Source organism: Vibrio sp. THAF64, from assembly GCF_009363455.1.
GTDB lineage: Bacteria > Pseudomonadota > Gammaproteobacteria > Enterobacterales > Vibrionaceae > Vibrio > Vibrio coralliilyticus.
The window spans coordinates 1,017,107-1,037,916 of sequence record NZ_CP045355.1; the positions used below are offsets into that span (position 1 = coordinate 1,017,107).

General features: G+C 45.4%; 18 protein-coding genes and 1 tRNA gene. 16 read left to right on the plus strand and 3 right to left on the minus strand.

The window, feature by feature from the left end:
- The first annotated feature begins 58 nt into the window (after positions 1–58).
- Together FIU99_RS04665 and recR are read left to right on the plus strand one after the other, a co-directional pair.
- Positions 59–388 (plus strand): YbaB/EbfC family nucleoid-associated protein, encoded by a 330-nt coding sequence (locus FIU99_RS04665; protein WP_006959389.1) that lies wholly within the window; start codon positions 59–61, stop codon positions 386–388.
- A gap of 16 nt (positions 389–404) precedes the next feature.
- A complete protein-coding gene (gene recR, locus FIU99_RS04670; protein WP_006959387.1) occupies positions 405–1,004 on the plus strand; it encodes a recombination mediator RecR in 600 nt (199 codons plus the stop codon).
- A 47-nt stretch (positions 1,005–1,051) separates the two neighbouring features.
- On the opposite strand, the gene folD is transcribed toward recR, so the two are convergent.
- Positions 1,052–1,915 (minus strand): bifunctional methylenetetrahydrofolate dehydrogenase/methenyltetrahydrofolate cyclohydrolase FolD, encoded by an 864-nt coding sequence (gene folD, locus FIU99_RS04675; protein WP_006959385.1) that lies wholly within the window; start codon positions 1,913–1,915, stop codon positions 1,052–1,054.
- Positions 1,916–2,116: 201 nt separating this feature from the next.
- Here folD and FIU99_RS04680 point away from each other — a divergent pair.
- The 13 genes from FIU99_RS04680 (at position 2,117) to FIU99_RS04740 (ending at position 15,706) form a co-directional block, all read left to right on the plus strand.
- A tRNA-Arg gene (locus tag FIU99_RS04680) sits at positions 2,117–2,193 on the plus strand.
- A gap of 201 nt (positions 2,194–2,394) precedes the next feature.
- Entirely contained in the window at positions 2,395–3,003 is a 609-nt protein-coding gene (locus FIU99_RS04685; protein WP_152472054.1) for a DUF2913 family protein, read from the plus strand.
- A 496-nt stretch (positions 3,004–3,499) separates the two neighbouring features.
- Positions 3,500–4,972 carry a YdiU family protein gene (locus FIU99_RS04690; protein ID WP_152472055.1) on the plus strand — a complete coding sequence of 491 codons (1,473 nt, stop codon included), beginning with the start codon at positions 3,500–3,502 and terminating at the stop codon, positions 4,970–4,972.
- 159 nt (positions 4,973–5,131) lie between these two features.
- A complete protein-coding gene (locus FIU99_RS04695) occupies positions 5,132–5,854 on the plus strand; it encodes a response regulator (protein WP_152472056.1) in 723 nt (240 codons plus the stop codon).
- Positions 5,855–5,857: 3 nt separating this feature from the next.
- Positions 5,858–7,306 (plus strand): ATP-binding protein, encoded by a 1,449-nt coding sequence (locus FIU99_RS04700; protein ID WP_038161026.1) that lies wholly within the window; start codon positions 5,858–5,860, stop codon positions 7,304–7,306.
- A gap of 138 nt (positions 7,307–7,444) precedes the next feature.
- Positions 7,445–8,692 carry an ABC transporter substrate-binding protein gene (locus FIU99_RS04705; protein ID WP_006959371.1) on the plus strand — a complete coding sequence of 416 codons (1,248 nt, stop codon included), beginning with the start codon at positions 7,445–7,447 and terminating at the stop codon, positions 8,690–8,692.
- Positions 8,693–8,797: 105 nt separating this feature from the next.
- Positions 8,798–9,721 (plus strand): carbohydrate ABC transporter permease, encoded by a 924-nt coding sequence (locus FIU99_RS04710; RefSeq protein ID WP_019277874.1) that lies wholly within the window; start codon positions 8,798–8,800, stop codon positions 9,719–9,721.
- Positions 9,718–10,575: a carbohydrate ABC transporter permease gene (locus tag FIU99_RS04715; protein ID WP_019277875.1), complete on the plus strand. Its 858-nt coding sequence runs from the start codon at positions 9,718–9,720 to the stop codon at positions 10,573–10,575. The genes FIU99_RS04710 and FIU99_RS04715 overlap by 4 nt, the downstream gene beginning before the upstream one ends.
- Positions 10,576–10,580: 5 nt before the next feature.
- Positions 10,581–11,696, plus strand: coding sequence for an ABC transporter ATP-binding protein (locus FIU99_RS04720; RefSeq protein ID WP_152472057.1), 1,116 nt, complete (start codon positions 10,581–10,583; stop codon positions 11,694–11,696).
- 491 nt (positions 11,697–12,187) lie between these two features.
- A complete protein-coding gene (locus FIU99_RS04725; RefSeq protein ID WP_021457148.1) occupies positions 12,188–13,183 on the plus strand; it encodes a TRAP transporter substrate-binding protein in 996 nt (331 codons plus the stop codon).
- A gap of 111 nt (positions 13,184–13,294) precedes the next feature.
- On the plus strand, positions 13,295–13,966 hold the full coding sequence (locus FIU99_RS04730; RefSeq protein ID WP_006959361.1) for a TRAP transporter small permease: 672 nt from the start codon (positions 13,295–13,297) through the stop codon (positions 13,964–13,966).
- A 3-nt stretch (positions 13,967–13,969) separates the two neighbouring features.
- The gene (locus tag FIU99_RS04735; protein WP_006959359.1) at positions 13,970–15,331 is read left to right on the plus strand and encodes a TRAP transporter large permease; all 1,362 of its coding nucleotides are present in this window, start codon (positions 13,970–13,972) and stop codon (positions 15,329–15,331) included.
- A 141-nt stretch (positions 15,332–15,472) separates the two neighbouring features.
- Positions 15,473–15,706: a DUF2789 domain-containing protein gene (locus FIU99_RS04740; protein WP_006959358.1), complete on the plus strand. Its 234-nt coding sequence runs from the start codon at positions 15,473–15,475 to the stop codon at positions 15,704–15,706.
- Positions 15,707–15,750: 44 nt separating this feature from the next.
- Here the strand turns inward: FIU99_RS04740 and FIU99_RS04745 are convergent, their stop codons facing one another.
- Both FIU99_RS04745 and FIU99_RS04750 read right to left on the minus strand, forming a co-directional pair.
- On the minus strand, positions 15,751–17,094 hold the full coding sequence (locus FIU99_RS04745; RefSeq protein WP_006959356.1) for a sigma-54 dependent transcriptional regulator: 1,344 nt from the start codon (positions 17,092–17,094) through the stop codon (positions 15,751–15,753).
- Positions 17,094–18,902, minus strand: coding sequence for an ATP-binding protein (locus FIU99_RS04750; RefSeq protein ID WP_095665645.1), 1,809 nt, complete (start codon positions 18,900–18,902; stop codon positions 17,094–17,096). Before FIU99_RS04750 ends, FIU99_RS04745 begins: the two co-directional genes overlap by 1 nt.
- Positions 18,903–19,410: 508 nt before the next feature.
- Here FIU99_RS04750 and tig point away from each other — a divergent pair.
- Complete coding sequence (tig, locus tag FIU99_RS04755) at positions 19,411–20,715, plus strand: trigger factor (RefSeq protein WP_006959351.1); 1,305 nt, start codon at positions 19,411–19,413, stop codon at positions 20,713–20,715.
- Positions 20,716–20,810: the final 95 nt, after the last annotated feature.

Genomic DNA, 20,810 nt, shown 5'->3' on the forward strand with positions numbered 1-20,810 from the left:
AACTTACACTTCGACCCCATCTATTAACGAAATAAGCTAAATAACCAGAGAGATAATCATGTTTGGTAAAGGCGGTATGGGCAATCTAATGAAGCAAGCCCAGCAAATGCAAGAGCGTATGCAAAAGCTTCAAGAAGAAATTGCAAATATGGAAGTGACAGGTGAGTCTGGTGCTGGTCTAGTAAAAGTCACTATCACGGGTAGCCACAGTGTGCGTCGCGTTGAGATTGATGAAAGTCTGATGGAAGACGACAAAGAAATGCTAGAAGACCTTATCGCTGCTGCTTTCAACGACGCTGCTCGTCGTGTTGAAGAAACTCAGAAAGAAAAAATGGCTGGCGTGACTGGAGGTATGCAACTACCACCAGGCATGAAAATGCCTTTCTAATCGATAGGGTTAGTTAATGCGCACCAGTCATATGCTGGAGCAATTGATGGAGGCCTTACGTTGTCTGCCTGGGGTTGGCCCCAAGTCAGCTCAGCGTATGGCCTTTCATTTGTTACAGCGCGATAGAAAGGGTGGTTTGCAGCTAGCGGATGCGCTAAGCCAAGCAATGACGGAAATCGGCCACTGCAATGAATGTCGCACTTTTACCGAAGAAGAAACATGTCATATTTGTACCAATCCTAAACGTCAGGAAAATGGTCAAATTTGTGTGGTTGAAAGCCCAGCTGATATAGCTGCAGTGGAATCTACAGGTCAGTTCTCTGGCCGTTATTTTGTTCTTATGGGCCATTTGTCACCACTTGACGGAATTGGTCCGAGTGACATAGGCCTTGATGTGCTCGATTACCGCTTACGCCGAGGGGATGTATCTGAGGTTATTCTCGCAACTAACCCAACGGTCGAAGGGGAAGCAACGGCTCACTATATCGCTGAATTGTGTAAGGAACATCAGGTTCAGGCGAGCAGAATTGCTCATGGTGTCCCTGTTGGTGGTGAATTGGAGCTAGTGGACGGAACAACGCTTTCACATTCCCTATTAGGCCGACAAAAGCTGTGATTCATATCGGATGATTGAAAAAGCCACTCTTGCGAGTGGCTTTTTTGTTATTTCTTTTTAGTGTGAAACTGCTCACAAGCCAACATAGTGTTCTCAATCAAGCTGGCCACTGTCATTGGCCCAACGCCACCAGGAACGGGAGTAATAAAGCTCGCGCTTTCCTTTGCGTTTTTGTAATCGACGTCACCTACTAATTTGCCAGATTCTAAGCGGTTGATACCGACATCGACTACCACGGCGCCTTCTTTGATCCAATTACCTGGAATAAAGTTAGGTTTACCCACAGCCACTACCACCAAGTCTGCTTGACGAACATGGCTTTCTAGATCTTTGGTGAATCGGTGGCAAGTGGTCGTTGTACAGCCAGCTAGCAGAAGTTCAAGCGTCATAGGGCGGCCAACAATATTGGAAGCACCAACAACAACAGCATGCATACCGCGAAGATTAATATTGTAGCGGTCAAGTAACGTGATGATGCCTTTTGGTGTGCATGAACGAAGCTTAGGAATGCGCTGAGCAAGACGACCAACGTTATAAGGGTGGAAACCATCAACGTCTTTTTCTGGGTGAATACGCTCTAAAACATGTGTTGCATCGATACCAGCGGGTAATGGCAGCTGGACCAGAATGCCATCAATTTCTTCGTCAGCATTCAACTCATCGATTAGAGACAGCAACTCTTCTTCTGATGTTGAAGCGGAAAGATCAAATGATTTTGATACGAATCCTACTTCTTCACACGCGCGGCGCTTGCTTCCAACGTACACTTGCGACGCTGGATCTTCACCGACCAGCACAACAGCCAGGCCAGGCGCTCTTAAGCCCGCATTAACCCGAGCTTTTACACGAGCGGCAACTTCCGATCGAACGGTTTGAGAAATAAGTGTTCCATCAATATTTTGAGCAGTCATGGCGTTCCTTTAAATAGAATGGCTATTTAGTTGCTGCGCATTGTCGCAAAAAATTTGACGAACATCTATAAGCAAACGTTTGCTTTGGGGTGTTTTTAATCAAAATGAAGTTCGGTGACCTTTTTTTAGTCATTCAGATCAGAATGTTAAGAAAAGACCTTGTTTTAAGGACTCGAACTCGTATAATCCTTTTCCTGTAGCGCGCCCTTAGCTCAGTTGGATAGAGCACGTGCCTTCTAAGCATGTGGTCGCAGGTTCGAATCCTGCAGGGCGTGCCATTTATTTAGAAACCCTGATAGCTTAAAGGCTGTCAGGGTTTTGTCGTTTCGTAGAAGGATGAAAATTGGGTTGTAACCATTGCGTGATGATTGCACTAAATTCGACCTGTACATAAGCTGAGCTTTTCTGTAGCATAGCGTTCCTTCTCAAAGTACCTAAATTGATTAAAGCTTGAACAGGGCACCATACGTTCAGACAACATGCGCAGTATCCATACTAAAATTAAACCCGAGTTTGAGCCTCTCCTGTCTGAGCTAGCATTGCATGCATTGCTTCATCTGCACACCAATCATTCTGCACATGCCTTAGGCCGAAAATCGCGCTCGGACATTAACGACATTCTTTCTGCTTGGCTGAACAAAGCGGCTAATAGCAAGAAATATAAGCCTTTTAAGAAGAAAGTTCGTTCTCTGGTTAGCCACGCTCGATCTCAGCATCTGGATATGGAATCAATGCTAGGCAATCTGTTCTCGCCCATTCATGGCGATGAATTGCCGCATCTAGATAGCTTTTTACTGCTGATTAACATGCTGGAGAAAGAGCTTAATACGACGGTATTGGTGTCTAGTGCAGAGGAGGTGGACTTAGCCTTTAATCCTAAAGGTTGCCTATTGTGTGTGCTGTCACCGGATTTGAATACGCATTTTGACAATCGTAATCGTCTATCTGCTGATATTTCAATGCTATTTCGTGGCACTCGTGGCGAAAAGCATGCCATTCTTCGAACCATTTACACTTCTGCAATTTTTGAACATAAAGTTGATTACGAAGATGATAACTTTGTGCGTATTAGCTTAGGCTTGAAATAATTAATTGCTTCCCACCTGTTCGAGCCTAAAATTCGATTGTTGTTATTTGATTCGAGTTTCGCGAATTTTAGCCGCAATTTAACTACAAAGTTTGCACTGGAGCCAATTGTTTACACTTTTTAAAACTCAAAAAAACTAGCCTAAGCTCTCAAATTTTTCAGATTGTCATAAAAATTTAATCTTGGTGTGTATTGAGAAAAGTCTTCGAATTCATCATATTGTAATTAAGATGTAATAAAAACAACGAGGAGAACGTATGCAGCATCAAGAAATGATCCAACCTTCTAACTTTGGCGTTATCAGCCGTACTTGTCTATTTTCACTTGTTGGTATTGTGGGTGTTTTTGCTCTTATCTAACATTGGACGTCAGTGAAGCTAAGCCTTAATAGGTGTGTAACTACTTACTTTTAAAATCATTTATTAGGGCAGCTTTCAAAGCATATTTTTCCGCTTTATGCTACTTTTTGCGATAACAGCTTTGTAATTGGACTGCATATGTCTTCTCTGTCGTCGCTCAACCTTAACTACCGCTTTAGTCAATTTCCTTCAGCATTCTATACCCATGTTCAGCCGCAAGCGCTCGACAACAGTCGCTGGGTGGCTTGGAACAGTGAGCTTGCTCGCCAATTCAGCCTACCTTTGCAAGCGCCACAAGACTCACTGAAATCTTTTCTTGCTGGCGAACTTAAACCTATGCCTATCCCTTGTTTGGCCATGAAGTATGCGGGTCATCAGTTTGGTATCTACAACCCTGATTTAGGTGATGGTCGGGGATTGTTACTGGGCGAAATTTCTAATCAGTCAGGCATCTTATTTGACATCCACCTTAAAGGTGCTGGATTAACGCCTTATTCGAGAATGGGCGACGGGCGCGCGGTATTGCGCTCCACGATCAGAGAGTATTTGTGCAGTGAGGCAATGGCAGGCTTAGGGATCCCAACGACGCGTGCGTTAGGGATGTTAACCAGCGATACTCTTGTTTACCGTGAAAAAGCCGAACAGGGCGCGCTTTTACTGCGAATGTCTCAAAGCCATATTCGTTTTGGGCATTTTGAGCATTTCTTTTACACCAACCAGATAACAGAACTGAAGTTGTTAGCTGATAAAGTGATTGAGTGGTACTGGCCCGACTGCATCGAAGCTGACAAGCCTTACTTAGCGATGTTTGAACATGTTGTAAAAGGAACGGCGAATTTGATTGCGCACTGGCAGGCTTACGGTTTTGCACACGGCGTGATGAATACCGACAATATGTCTATTCTTGGCGAGACGTTTGATTATGGCCCGTTTGGGTTTCTTGACGATTATGATCCTAGTTACATCAGCAACCACTCTGACTACGAAGGCCGTTATGCGTTTGATCAGCAACCTAGAGTGGGATTGTGGAACTTATCGGCCCTTGCCCACGCGTTAACCCCGCTCATTGAGAAGAACGACTTAGAATCAGTACTGGAGCAGTATGAAGGCATACTTGGCAAGAGTTTCAGCCAACTAATGCGAAGTAAACTCGGCCTTCAGAGCAAGCGAGAAAAGGACAGTGAGCTCTTCCAATCGATGTTCAAATTGTTAGAGAAAAACCAAGTCGATTACACACGCTTTATGCGTGAGGTATCCAATCTAGACCGTAAGGATCCCCAAGTCGTGGTCGATTTGTTTTTCGATCGTGAAGCGGTAAAAGTATGGCTTACAGACTATCTTGCCCGATGTGAACAAGAGGTCGATGAATTTGGTTCTCCTAATGAGGCATCAGAGCGCTGCGAAGCCATGCGGCGCGTAAACCCTAAATACATATTGCGTAATTATCTCGCTCAACTTGCGATTGATAAAGCGGAAGAAGGCGATTTTAGTGAAGTGAACCGAGTCGCTGAACTACTCAAATATCCTTATGATGAGCAGCCGGAAATGGACGAGTACGCTAAGCTGCCACCCGAATGGGGGAAGAAAATGGAGATCAGCTGCTCTTCCTAATTGACCTCTCTTGTGAAAAAGCACTGAATTACTTTTATATTTGTTAATAGGTTGTGATCTGAATCTGTTTTGTGATCAAATAATCCAATATTATCAATCTGCCCCATTCCTATTAATCTCTAAACTAGAGCCAGACATCGTAAGTAATAATTGAAGTGAATGAACGCAAAGATACTTGTTGTAGATGATGATCTAGAAATACGGGAGCTGTTGGGTGAATACCTGACCAAAGCGGGTTATCAGGTCAACTCCGTGGCGGATGGCGATGAATTAAAAGCGCACCTCGATCAAGAAGGCTACCCTGATATGGTGCTTCTTGACGTGATGCTACCGGGTGATGATGGCTTTACTTTGTGCCAACACATTCGTCGCGACTCTAATGTACCTATTATTATGCTGACCGCAGTGTCGGACGAAACTGATCAGATCATTGGTCTGGAAATTGGTGCCGATGACTACATTGCCAAGCCATTTAATCCACGTCAGCTCATCGCTCGAATCAAAGCAGTCTTGCGACGAGTTCAAATCAATGAAGAAAAAGGTTCAGACGCTCTACCGAAACAGATTACGTTTGGTGACTGGCAACTTGATACCTTAGCGCACAAAATTACCCATAGTGATACTCAAGAAGAACACGATCTGTCGGGCAGTGACTTTGCACTCTTAATGTTGTTTCTCTCGCGTCCGAATGAAGTTTTAGATCGCGATACGATCTCTTTTGCGACCAGAGGACGAGAGGCACTTCCTTTTGAGCGAGGTATTGACGTCCAGTTGAGTCGCTTGCGTCAGCGTCTGGGTGATAGCGGAAAATACCCGCAATATATTAAAACTATGCGCGGAAATGGCTATATCCTCGCCGTACCTGTCAGTATTGAACATTGATAGATGAACACTCTGTTAAGTAGGCTAAAACCCAATTCCTTGGTAACCCGTACTCTAGGGTTAGCGTTATTAGCGGTGATATTAGCGCAGGGTATTGCCACGGCGATCTGGTATACCGAATCGAAGCAAAAAGAGCTGGCGGGTATTCAGTCAGCCTCTGAAAGCATGGCGAACATGTTTGCTTCAACCGTGACGTTTTTCCAATCCCTACCGACGCGGTATCGTCATATTGTGCTGGATCAGATTCGTAATATGGGTGGCACGCGTTTCTTTGTGTCATTCAATAAAGAAAAGCTGATTGTTGAGCCCATTCCAGATACACAATTAAAAAGAGCCTCTCTTTCTGCGGTGGAATCTGTGCTCAACGACAAGTTACCTAAGGTGTCTTCGATATCTGTCGACTTTTCTCATGCGCACAATCTTCGTCTACTAAAGAATGATATCTACCTTAGTGATTTACCCAAATCATGGGCGCATCATACTTTAACATTATCGCCCATCGATCCTCCCGTTCTGGTGGTACAGATCGAGCTCAAGAGCAATGAATGGGTCTACATCGCCGCGTTACTTCCCGCACCTTACGTCACATTGGATGACACCTTAATTGGCCGAGAGCAGATCCTGTTTATCTTCTTCTCGACGACCTTGTTGCTTGGTCTGACTTATCTATTAATGCGCCGACAAGTCAAACCGTTAAAGCGTTTAGCAAAAGCGGCCAATGAAATGAGCATGGATATTGATCAGCCGCCACTAGGTGAAGAAGGGGCGAGTGAACTGGTCACCGCGACTCGAGCGTTTAACAGAATGCAGCAGCGTATTAGGCGCTATGTGGCTGATAGGGAGCACCTGTTTTCGTCCATATCCCATGATCTCAAAACGCCGATCACTCGATTACGTTTAAGAGCTGAGCTACTTGATGACGACAAAAAACGTCATAAATTCAATCAGGACTTAGATGAGCTGGAGATGATGGTCAAAGGCGCACTTCAATGTGTGAAAGACACTGATTTACACGAGAACAATGCCTTTATTGATCTCAATGCCATGATTCAGTCGGTAATCGAACCGATGAACTTTAAGAGCGATTGTGTCACTTTTACTCCAATCGAAATGGAACCTATGGTGGCTAAGCCCTTAGCCATTAAGCGAGTGTTGACCAATTTAATCGATAATGCGGTTAAATATGGAGAGAGTGCCACTGTGTCGATTGAAGTGACGGATGAATGGATTTCCGTCTCGATTGACGATGTTGGACCGGGCATACCAAGTGATAAGCTCGAAGCCGTTTTTGAGCCGTATTTTCGCTTAGCTTCTGATGACCAGGGCCACGGTTTAGGCTTAGGTATCTGCCGTAACATTCTGCATGGGCATGGTGGAGATCTCATTATTAGCAATCGTCCACAAGGCGGTTTAAGAGCGCAACTCTTTATTCCACCGACACTTGAAGTTTAATGTAACATTGTTGTTACATTCCTATTACGGTTTGTTTCAATCTAATCTGTGCAAATCTATACACTCATTTTCGAACACATGAAACAGGGGCTTTTTCGCTGTCAGCCCTGTGTCTAATCCAATACATGGAAGATAATAATGAAAATGAATAAAACCCTACTTACCTTATCCCTTTTATCAGCGGCTTCTATGACTCAAGCGGGTGAAGTTGAAGTGCTTCACTGGTGGACTTCGGGGGGCGAAGCTAAATCCATTTCTGTTCTGAAAGACATGTTGGAAGAGCAAGGCCACAGCTGGAAAGATTTTGCGGTTGCTGGTGGCGGTGGTGAAAGTGCGATGACGGTACTGAAAACTCGCGCGGTGTCAGGCAACCCACCTTCAGCGGCGCAGATCAAAGGTCACGACATTCAAGAGTGGGGTGGTCTGGGCTTTCTGACTAACCTTGATGACGTTGCAGAAAAAGGTAACTGGGATGGCGTTGTACCAAAAATGGTGACCGACGTTATGAAGTGGGACGGTGATTTTGTGGCTGTACCAGTCAACGTTCACCGTGTGAACTGGCTTTGGGCAAACCCGGCGGTATTTGAAAAAGCGGGCGCAAAAGTCCCAACGACCTTGGATGAGTTTTTTGTCGCAGGTGACAAAATTAAAGCAGCAGGTCTAATCCCGCTGGCTCATGGTGGTCAGCCATGGCAGGACGCAACCGTGTTTGAAGCGGTTGCGCTTGATGTTCTAGGTAGCGAAGACTACGTAAAAGCCTTTGTTGAGCTGGATATGGACGTTCTGTCTGGCGATAAGATGGTCGAAGTGTTTGCCAAATTCCAGAAAATGCATGATTACATCGACTCGAACTCGCCGGGTCGTGACTGGAATGTTGCGACTTCTATGGTGATCAATGGTGAAGCGGCGATGCAAATCATGGGTGACTGGGCGAAAGGCGAATTCTCAGCAGCCGGCAAAGTGGCAGGTAAAGATTATGTCTGTGTGCCAGCTCCGGGTACCGCAGGTCAGTTTACTCATAACGTCGACAGCTTTGCTTTCTTTGAGCTAGGCGAATCAGGCAACCAACAAGCGCAAAAAGCGTTGGCAGCCACCATTCTTGACCCTAAATTCCAAGAAGTGTTCAACCTGAATAAAGGTTCTATTCCAGTGCGTCTGGATATGGATATGTCGAAGTTTGATAAGTGTGCACTGGATTCAATGGACGAGTTTAAAGCGACGGCGAAATCCGGTGATCTCGTACCAAGTATGGCGCACGGCATGTCAACAACCAGCTACGCACAAGGCGCGATCTTTGACGTTGTGACTAACTTCTTTAACGACAAAGATGCCAATCCGCAAGACGCCGCGCAGAAACTGGCGAAAGCAGTAAAAGCGGCGATCTAACGGCGCTTTATTCTGTCACCCCCAAGGGCAGGCAGGCTTGTGGGGAGCCTGCTTGTCCTTTCATTCTAAGACTTACTTTCAGGGAAAGTGTCACAAGGATTCGTTATGGAGCATGTTTTGACTGGGTCAAAAAGTCAGTCTGTTTATAAGCCAAGCTTTGCTGACAGGCTACAAACCTGGCTACCGAAGATCGTATTAGCACCGACCATGTTGGTTACTGTGGTGTGTATTTACGGTTACATCTTCTGGACTGCCGCACTATCTATGACCAACTCTCGATTTCTACCTAGCTTTAATTTTGTCGGTTTTACCCAGTACGAAAAGCTAATGGATAACGACCGTTGGATCACTTCGATTTCAAACTTGGGCATTTTTGGCCTGCTGTTTATGTTGATCGCAATCGGCTTAGGTGTCGGTCTAGCAATATTGTTAGATCAAAATATTCGTCAGGAAGGGGCGATTCGTACTATTTATCTCTATCCGATGGCGTTGTCGTTCATTGTTACGGGTACGGCTTGGAAATGGATTCTAAACCCAGGTCTGGGCATCGAGAAACTGATGCACGACTGGGGATTTACAGACTTCAAATTCGACTGGTTGGTAGACTCTGATATGGCGGTTTACACGCTAGTCATCGCTGCAGTATGGCAATCTTCTGGTTTTGTAATGGCGATGTTCCTCGCGGGTCTTCGTGGTATCGATTCATCGATCATCAAAGCCGCTCAAATTGATGGTGCTAACCTACCGACGATTTACGTAAAAATTATTCTTCCTTGCCTAAGGCCTGTGTTCTTCAGCGCGGTAATCATTACATCGCATATAGCGATTAAGAGTTTTGATTTAGTGACCGCAATGACGGCTGGGGGGCCGGGTTATTCCTCGGATTTACCTGCATTGTTTATGTATGCCCATTCATTTACGCGTGGTCAGATTGGCCTTGGTGCTGCCAGTGCCATGATGATGCTAGCCGGAATTCTTGCCATTCTGGTGCCGTATTTGTATTCCGAGCTTAGGGAGAAAAAATCATGACCAATAACATGAATTTTGCTCGCCTGTTCATATACTCAGCGCTGATTTTCTTCTGTCTGGTTTACCTGATGCCATTGTTTGTCATGGTCATCACGTCATTCAAAACCTTACCAGATATCAAAGCGGGTAATTTGATGAGCCTACCTAAAGAGTGGGTGTTTGATGCTTGGTATAAAGCTTGGGACGGAGCTTGCACTGGAGTGAAATGTGAAGGTGTGAAAGGTTATTTCTGGAACTCTTTCCAGATGGTGATACCTGCTGTTGCGATCTCAACCTTACTTGGCGCTTTCAATGGCTATGTTGTGACTAAGTGGCAGTTCCGTGGTTCGAACCTCTTCTTTAGCTTATTGCTGTTTGGCTGTTTTATCCCATTTCAGGTGATCTTGCTGCCTATGGCGGCGGTACTAGGAAAGTTGGGCTTAGCGAATACAACGGCGGGCTTGGTGACCGTTCACGTTATCTACGGTATGGCCTTTACGACGTTGTTCTTCCGCAACTTCTACATCAGCATTCCTGATGAGTTGATCAAAGCAGCAAAATTGGATGGGGCGGGTTTCTTTACCATCTTCTTCAAAATCTTGCTGCCACTTTCAACGCCAATCATCATGGTGACCGTGATTTGGCAGTTCACATCGATCTGGAACGACTTCTTGTTTGGTGTTGTGTATTCAGGATCCGATACACAGCCGATTACCGTAGCACTTAACAACTTGGTGAATACCAGTACAGGTGTGAAGGAATACAACGTGGATATGGCCGCAGCCATCATCGCCGCTCTACCGACGTTGCTGGTTTACGTGTTGGCAGGAAAATATTTTGTTCGTGGCCTGACCGCCGGATCAGTAAAAGGATAATCATAATGGCAACTTTAGAACTCAAACAGATCCGTAAAACCTACCCAAAAGCGGAACAGGAAACCCTTAAGGGAATCGATATCAGCATTGACTCGGGGGAGTTTCTGATTTTGGTTGGCCCATCGGGCTGTGGTAAATCAACCTTGATGAATACCATTGCTGGCCTAGAGGGTATCAGTTCAGGTGAGATCGTGATCGATGGCCGTGATGTCTCAGTCGTGGAGCCAAAAGATCGTGACATTGCGATGGTTTTCCAGTCATACGCTTTGTACCCGAACATGACAGTGCGTGGCAACATCGCGTTTGGCCTTAAGATCCGTAAAATGCCGGATGCTGAGATCGATGCTGAAGTGCAGCGTGTGGCAGAGATGCTACAAATCGACCATTTGCTGGACCGCAAGCCGTCTCAGCTATCAGGCGGTCAGCGTCAGCGTGTTGCGATGGGACGAGCCTTAGCGCGTCGACCTAAGTTATATCTGTTTGATGAACCATTATCGAATCTGGATGCAAAACTCCGTGTCGAAATGCGTCATCAGATCAAACGCCTTCATCAGCAACTCAATACCACCATTGTTTATGTTACTCATGATCAGATTGAAGCCATGACTTTGGCTGATCGCATTGCCGTGATGAAAGATGGTGAATTGCAGCAACTGGGCACACCTCAGGAAATCTACAATACGCCCAACAATATGTTTGTTGCCGGTTTTATGGGATCACCATCGATGAACTTCATTAAGACCATGGTTGATCTTGATGATGAGCAGCAGCCTGTGATTAAAGTTAAAGGTGGTAACGATCAGGAACACCATATCCGTTTACCTAACTCAATGCGTGAGCAAGATGGTAAGGAAGTTGTGATTGGTTTACGCCCAGAGCACATTACAGAAAAAGAAAATGAGGAATCGAGCGCTACCACGCAACTTGATCTGCAACTTGAGGTTCTGGAACCCACTGGGCCAGATACTATCGCAATGATTAAGGTTAACGATCAGGAGGTGGCATGTCGACTGTCTCCGGAGTTTGATGCTCGTGTTGGCCAGGTTGCTCCTCTGCATTTTGATCTTTCAAAAGCGGTATTCTTTGATGCGCAAACAGAACAAAGGATTGAGTTCCATTAATAAGATTGAACACACTCCCAATCAGTACGGGGGAGAATCGGACTGGCTTGCTGTCCGAATTGGGAGTGTGTTCGCCCTTAATCCAGCTAGATAAAAATGATTATTAATAAAAATATTAATACCGACTATGCTTATAGCATCAACATGAATATGAAATTCGTGTTTGTCTTGAGAGTGGGAGCCAGTCTGTCTCCTTGCTGACTCTCAAATCTCATGTAATAAAAATGGCAGCAGGGCGCTGCCATTTGTTTATCTAACGTTTGGGCAATGTTAAATATGTGTAAAATGACACATTCGAGAAGTTTCGATGTGTCATTTCCCACCCATTTTTATCTAATAAATCTGTTTATAATTATTTTTCCGCATAGGACTGAATTTAATTCATTGAAATATAAAGATTAAATTTATTTTCATAAGTTGGCTTAGTTATTGCCCTTATAAATATATCAACACCCAGTGATGGGGTTGTTCTATTAACAAGGAGAAAAACAATGCTAAAGCCTTTGACCCTACTATCTGCTTCGATTCTCGCTGTAACCAGTTTTAATGCGGCCGCTAACTGTGACCCAGGCGAGACTGTGATCAAGTTCAGCCACGTAACGAATACAGATAAGCACCCTAAAGGTATTGCGGCTTCACTGCTGGAAAAACGTGTTAACGAAGAGATGAACGGAAAAGTGTGTATGCAGGTTTTCCCGAACTCGACACTTTACGATGACAACAAAGTACTGGAAGCGCTTCTAAACGGTGACGTGCAACTTGCTGCCCCTTCTCTTTCTAAGTTTGAAAAGTTCACGAAGAAATACCGCATTTTCGATCTGCCATTCCTATTCGAAGACGTTGACGCCGTTGACCGTTTCCAAAACTCAGAGTCTGGTGAGAAGCTGAAAAATGCAATGAAGCGTCGTGGTCTGCAAGGCCTAGCTTTCTGGCATAACGGCATGAAGCAAATGTCGGCAAACAAGCCACTACTGTCACCTGAAGATGCTAAAGGTCTTAAATTCCGTGTTCAGGCTTCTGATGTATTGGTAGCGCAGTTTGAGCAACTAGGTGCGAACCCACAGAAGATGTCGTTTAAAGAAGTGTATGGCGGTCTACAAACTAAGGTTATTGACGGCCAAGAAAACACTTGGTCAAACATTTACGGTAAGAAGTTCTTTGAAGTTCAGGACGGTATTACAGAAACCAACCACGGTATCCTAGATTACCTTGTGGTTACCTCGAACGACTTCTGGAAAAAACTCCCAGCAGATCAGCGTGAACAACTGAATACCATTATTCAGGAAGTCACTGCACAGCGTAATGCAGAGTCAGCTAAGGTGAACCTAGCTAATAAGAACAACATCATTGAAGCGGGTGGTGAAGTTCGTACATTGACGCCAGAGCAGCGTCAGCAATGGGTTACTGCGTTGCAACCTGTTTGGAAGAAGTTTGAAAAAGACATCGGCTCTGACCTAATCGAAGCTGCATTGGCTTCAAACCAGTAACACGATAATAAAAACATCCCTGACTATTGGCCCTCCGAATCGGGAAGAGGGCCTTTTTTACCCTGCAATACCTGTTAGGCGCGGCCAACGGGTGATCAAAGCGATGTAACTATGGAACAGTCAATTTTTGCCAGAATAGGAAAGGTGACAGATGCTATCGAGGAAACGCTGATTGCGTTTTTCTTGGGAGCAATGACACTGCTGACCTTTGCTAATGTAATTTTTCGATATGTCTTTAACGACAATATTCTTTGGGCTCTTGAGCTCACCGTTTTCCTTTTTGCCTGGATGGTTCTGGTCGGTGCGTCTTATGGCGTAAAAAAACACTTTCACATTGGTGTCGATGTCATCATCAACATGGCACCAGACCAACTGCGTAAAGTCTACGCGTTACTTGCAGCGGCTTGCTGTTTAGCATTCTCAATTCTTCTTCTGGTTGGTTCTTGGAACTATTGGTATCCGTTTGTCACTGAACGGGCTTGGTATGAAACCGACGATATTCCAATGCCAGAAATATTGCAGTTCCTAGCTGACTGGCTGAATGAAGGTGAGCGCTACGAAAAGCTTCCACGCTTTATTCCTTATATGGCGCTGCCAATTGGCATGGCGCTGATGACATTCCGTTTTATTCAAATCACCGTACAAATTGCAACAGGCAAACTAGACCGTTTGATTGCAGGTCATGAAGCGGAAGAAGAACTTGAGGCGCTAAAAGAAGAGCTCAAAGACGCTGGTGAAGCGATGGAGCCGAAAAAAGCCGACGATAAGAGCAAGGAGAGCTAAGCCATGGATATTTTGTTTTTATTCGTAATGGTGGTTGGCTTTATGCTGATTGGTGTGCCAATCGCTGTATCGCTTGGTCTATCGAGCATCCTGTTTTTGATGATGCACTCTGACGCTTCTTTAGCCTCAGTAGCCCAAACTCTGTTTAACGCGTTCGCAGGCCACTACACCTTACTCGCTATTCCATTCTTTATTTTGGCATCAAGCTTTATGTCGACAGGTGGTGTGGCTAAGCGAATTATTCGTTTTGCTATTGCAATGGTCGGTTGGTTCCGTGGCGGATTAGCGATGGCTTCTGTCGTCGCGTGTATGATGTTCGCCGCGTTATCAGGTTCGTCTCCGGCCACGGTTGTTGCCATCGGTAGTATCGTTATCGCAGGTATGATCAAAAACGGTTACTCCAAAGACTTTGCCGCTGGGGTGATTTGTAACGCGGGTACGTTAGGTATATTGATTCCACCGTCAATCGTTATGGTTGTATACGCCGCTGCGACGGACGTGTCGGTTGGTCGTATGTTCCTCGGCGGTGTGATTCCAGGTCTTCTGGCGGGCGTGATGCTGATGATCGCTATCTATATTGCCGCGCGTGTTAAAAATCTGCCAAAACAGCCATTTGTTGGCTGGGGTGAAATGTTTGATGCCGCGAAAGACGCAAGCTGGGGTCTACTACTGGTTGTGATCATTCTAGGCGGTATCTACGGTGGTATTTTCACGCCGACTGAAGCTGCAGCGGTTGCAGCGGTCTATTCTTTCTTTATTGCGAATTTCGTCTACAAAGACATGGGTCCTTTCGCAGAGAAAGAGAATGGTAAACCAGCCATCGTCAAGATTTTCCAAGCATTTGTCCATAAAGACACTAAGCATACGCTGTATGAAGCGGGCAAGCTGACTATTATGTTGCTGTTTATCATTGCAAATGCCTTGATTCTTAAGCACGTACTAACAGAAGAGCGCATCCCGCAGATGATTACTGAGTCGATGTTATCTGCTGGCCTTGGGCCGATCACCTTCCTAATCGTGGTTAATGTCTTGCTTCTGATTGGTGGTCAGTTTATGGAGCCGTCGGGTCTGCTGATCATTGTTGCTCCGTTGGTGTTCCCAATTGCGATTGCACTGGGCATCGACCCTATTCACCTAGGTATCATGATGGTCGTGAACATGGAAATCGGGATGATCACACCGCCTGTCGGGCTCAACCTGTTTGTGACGGCCGGGGTCGCCAAAATGTCGATGATGCAAGTGGTCAAAGCAGCACTCCCTTGGGTGGCGGTGATGTTCTTGTTCCTCATTATCGTTACTTACGTACCATGGGTATCGACTTGGCTTCCAACGACACTAATGGGGCCTGAAATCATAACCAAGTAAACTTGCCCAGAATTCTAATGATAAAGCCTCACTGTCGATGTGAGGCTTTTTTTGCTCGGAGCGATTCGGTCTATAGTTAAAGAGGAATAGCTACTGTAATTGTGGCTTAGTTGTTTGTTGTAAGAATCGAGTGAGGACATTATGGAAATGCACCAACACTCAATGCGTGATTTGTTTCAGCAACTTGGATTAGCGAGCTCTGACGACAGCATTCGGGAATTTGTTAATCACCACAGTGGGCTGGTGGTCGGCACTGCACTGCATGAAGCCTTTTTCTGGTCGCCTTCACAGGCCGCGTTTCTAAAAGAAGCGATAGAAGAAGATGCCGATTGGGCAGAACTGGTCGATCAGCTCGATGTGATGTTGCGGACCTAAATTAAAAAAGCCAGCATCTGATGCTGGCTTTGTTATTGCTACGATTAATCGGCTTTGTAGTTGGCCTTGTCTAGCCCGTAACGCTGCATTTTGTCGTAGAGCGTTTTTCTCGCCAGACTGAGTTTGTCCATGGTTTGTTTGATACTACCCCCAGACTCAAGCAAGGCTTGCTCTATTGCACTTCTTTCGAACTCAGCCACTTGTGTCGCCAGTGAGAGTGGTTGATTACTTTGCTCGATACTTTCCCCAAATTGAGTCAGCTTACCCAGCAAGACGAAACGTTCGGCGGCGTTTCTTAGCTCGCGGACGTTACCGGGCCAATCGTGGCTTAAAAGCTGACTCAGCGCGCTGTTTGGAAGCGCAGGGGCGCTTTTTCCATAGCGTGAAGCGGCAACCAACAGGAAGTGGTGGAACAGAGCCGCGATGTCTTCTTTACGCTCTCTCAGTGCAGGCAAATCAAGCGTGACGATGTTAAGGCGGTAGTAGAGATCTTGACGAAATTCCCCTGCCTCTGCCGCTTTCTTCAGATCCATTTTTGTAGCAGCAATGACTCTTATATCCAGTGGTAACAGCTCATTCGAGCCCACTCGTTCAATTACGCGTTCCTGAAGGACGCGTAACAGTCGTATTTGTGCCTGCATCGGCATGGATTCAATCTCATCAAGGAATAATGTTCCGCCCTGAGCATGCTCAAACTTACCGATACGTTTAGTTTCTGCACCAGTAAATGCTCCTTTTTCGTGGCCATAGAGTTCACTCTCGATGAGGTTTTCAGGCACTGCGCCACAGTTGATGGCGACAAAGTTCGCGTCGCGTCTTGAACTTTGTTCGTGAATCGAACGAGCAACCAGCTCTTTGCCTGTCCCAGTTTCACCAAATAAGAGAATATCGGCGTCGGTATCGGCAATATGTGAAATGGTTTCTCTCAGCATTTGGATAGACGGTGTGTCACCTATGATCCGAGGGCCGAGGGTCTGGCTTGCTTTGAGACTACGCTTGAGTTCCTGATTCTCCAGAGTGAGGTCACGCTTTTCCAATCCTCGTCGTGTGGTATCGATCAGCCGGTCGATGGGGAAGGGTTTCTCGATAAAGTCATAAGCCCCATTTCTGAGAGCATTGACCGCCATGGATATATCTCCATGGCCCGTAATGAGAATGACGGGAACATCTTTGTCCTGATGTAGTACCGTTGAAAGCAGGTTTTCACCGGAAAGACCGGGCAAGCAGATATCGGAAATGACTACTTTTGGCAAACCGTCCTGCTTAATGGCAAGAAGTGCATCTTCGGCACTGGAAAAAAATAGTGCGGATATTTCTTCTAACTCGAAGCTCTGCTCTATGGCTAAGCGAATATCGCTTTCGTCATCGATAAAAAAGACGTCGTACATCAAGATTCCTTTGCGTTGTCTCTTACAGTCGAAACATGAAATGGTAGCTGTATGGCAAACCTTGCTCCGCCATATGGTGAGGTTTCCACGGTTAACTGGCCATCCATTGCTTTAATAATCTGTTGGGAAATCGATAGGCCCAGACCCAAGCCATTTTTCTTCGTAGTAAAGAATGGCTCAAATAGGTGCTTAGCTTGATCTTTTTTAATCCCAGGGCCGTTGTCATCGATGTAGATCATGATCGATGCCTCTGTTTGTTCAGTGCGGAGTTCGACAATGCGTTCGTCCTGTTCTTCCACAGCTTGCGCAGCGTTGGTGATTAGATTAATCAAAACCTGTTCCAGCTGAATCGCGTTTACCTCGGCGGAGCCTGTGGTGTGATTAAAGTGCGTGGCTAATTCTACCCGATAAGATTTTATCTGAGGTGCAACCAGTTCTTTCGCTGAGAGCAAAATAGGTTCGATATCGAGAACGCTTTTGTCGCTGGTGTCTGATTTGCGTGTAAAGGATTTTAATTGATTGCTGATTTTGGCCATCCGGTCAGTCAATGCTGAGATTCGACTGAGATTATCGTCGACACGATCAAGTTTGTTCTTATCCAAAAAGCGGCGGCCATTGTCTGCAAAGCTTCGAATCGCGGCTAGTGGATTATTTAACTCATGGCTAATACTGGCAGACATTTGACCAAGAACCGCCAGTTTAGCGGCTTGGATTAATTCGTCTTGTGTTTGACGCAACATTTGTTCGGTGCGAGAACGCTCTAACACTTCGGCCTGTAATTCTGACGTTCGTTCAAGAACCAGAAATTCCAGCTTTTGTTTTGCTTCAGACTGCAGTTGCTCAAACTGGCGCTTTTTGAGATGCCTTTGGTAGGTAAGTTGCAGTGTTAAAAATGCAATTACAAACAGCAGAGTCAGTATCAGAGCGAAACTTAGCGTAGACCAAAAAACCGTTATCTTTTCAGTCAATACACGAATGGTAAGATCGAGCAAGGAAAGCGTGCGACTGGAGACAATGTAGTCGCCTTGTATCCAGCCGAGCAAATGGTTTTCGAGTTCAGACTGAGCCTTATCGAGCTGTCCAACCAGCCCGAGAGATTTTATGTCTTTATCTAGGTATTGACGGCTGTTAGAAATTTGATTCCGTTCCGCTTCTGTCAGAGTGAGCAGGCTTTTAAATAACCACTGCGGGTTACTCGACATGAAAATCACGTCGTAGCTGTCGGTCGCAACAAACGTATTTTGCTTACCCTTCCAGTTCTCTTCGATTGCAGACAGGTCCATCTTGACCACAATAACGCCGGCTATTTCACCTGCGTACACAACGGGGAATGAATAGTAGTAGCCTCTTTGCCCAGACGTTGAACCAAGTGCGAAATACTGGCTGGAGTTGCCTTTCACCGCTTCTGAAAAATAGGGGCGCCACGAAAAGTTTTTGCCAATAAACGAGCGCTCCAAATTCCAGTTGCTGGCAGCAATGGTGTTGCCGACCCGATCTATCAGATAAGTATCGGACGCTTGGATGATGTTATTGACGTTTTCTAGATAGCGGTTTGTGATGTCAAGTTGAGCCGGGTTGTCAGGCTGCATTAAGGCAGAAATTAGCTCAGTATCTTTAGCAAGTAACTGGGGGAGGTGGGCGTACTTATCCAGTCTTGAGGCGATATGGCTAGCAAAGCGATCAAGTTGTGCCTGATGTTCGTCGAGTAGGGATTGATAGTGGTAATTCCATACCCATTGAGAGCCAACAATTAGGCAGAACAGGTAAAGAATGAGCAGGTAGGCATTTGCCCGACGAAAAGGTGACATTACATTCCCTGTAACTGAGGTACTACTGATAACTTAGGGTAATGTTTTTTGTTACGGGTGTGTTTAGTTGTGTAACGAAAATGAGGAACAAAACCGGACTTGGATCTAGTTTTCTCGTTTAATTCAGAAAAAAGATTAGTTTCTCTTGAAAAACCGATTAATGTCCCCATTTCTGGAACGGCTAGCTGTTTGATTGATGTTTTTTATAGCAGTTAACTGAGTTTTTAGGGTAAAGCCTGACCTATGTTAGTGATCGGCTCGACAGTGACCGACGAGGTCGGTAGAATGCTGCGTCTGAATTTTTATCCTGAGGCTAATCGGAGATACCTTTCACCAACTTGGTTGGAAAGATATCGCTAATTAGTCCGGTAACTGACTCGTTTGGTTATCGATACTCGATTTACGAAGAGTGCTCTTAGAGCGCAAACAAGGATGGGTCCTGAACTTTTCAAGGTTTTAGGGCACATACGCTCAGCTCAGTCTGAGCCAGTTTTGAGGTTAATGAATAATGCAAGTTACTGTTGAAACGCTAGAGGGCCTAGAGCGCCGTCTAAACATTACTGTTCCTGCTGCTAACATCGAAGATGCTGTAACAGCTGAACTACGCAACATCGCTAAAAACCGTCGTTTCGATGGTTTCCGTAAAGGCAAAGTGCCTCTGAAAATGGTTGCGAAGATGTACGGCAAAGCAGTACGTCAAGACGTAATGGGTGAAGTAATGCAACGCCACTTCATCGAAGCGATCGTTAAAGAAAAAATCAACCCAGCAGGCGCACCAACTTTCGCTCCAGTAGAGAGCAAAGAAGGTGAAGACCTAGTATTCAACGCAACTTTTGAAGTTTACCCAGAAGTTGAGCTGAAAGGTCTAGAGAACATCACTGTTGAAAAGCCAACGACTGAAGTTCAAGATGCTGACGTTGAAGAGATGATCGAAACTCTACGTAAGCAACAAGCTACTTGGGCAGAAGTTGATTCAGCTGCTGAAGAAGGTACTCGTGCAACTATCGATTTCGTTGGTTCTATCGACGGCGAAGAGTTCGAAGGTGGTAAAGCTGAGAACTTCCCACTAGAAATGGGCGCAGGTCGCATGATTCCTGGTTTCGAAGACGGTATCACTGGTAAAACAGCGGGTATGGAATTCGACATCGATGTAACATTCCCAGAAGATTACCACGCTGAAAACCTAAAAGGTAAAGCAGCTAAGTTCGCGATCAAAGTGAACAAGGTTGAAGCACGTGAACTTCCAGAAATCAACGATGAGTTCGTTTCTAAGTTCGGTGTAGCTGAAGGTGGCGTTGACGCTCTTAAAGCTGAAGTTCGTAAGAACATGGAGCGTGAGCTTAAGCAAGCAGTTAAAAACCGCATCAAAGAGCAAGCGATTGACGGTCTAGTTAACGAAAATGAAATCGACGTACCAGCTGCACTTATCGATCAAGAGATCGGTACACTACGTCAGCAAGCTGCACAGCGTTTTGGTGGCAACCCAGAAGCAGCTGAGCAACTTCCACGTGAACTGTTCGAAGAGCAAGCTAAGCGTCGCGTAGTTGTTGGTCTTCTTCTAGGTGAAGTAATCAAGTCTGAAGAGCTAAAAGCTGACGATGAGAAAGTGAAAGCGCTTATCGAAGAAATGGCTACAGCATACGAAGATCCATCAGAAGTAATTGCTTACTACGAGCAAAACACTCAGATGATGGACAACATGCGTAACGTTGCGCTTGAAGAGCAAGCCATCGATGCAATCATCGCTAAAGCACAGGTTTCTGAGAAAGAAGTTAGCTTCAACGAGCTAATGAACCAACAGCAGCCAGCTTAATAAGCAATATCTTGCGTAGAAGGTTGACGGAACGTTAACTATTCTGCTAACAATGGTCCGTATGATATTTATCATCCGGGCCATTTATTTTAGGG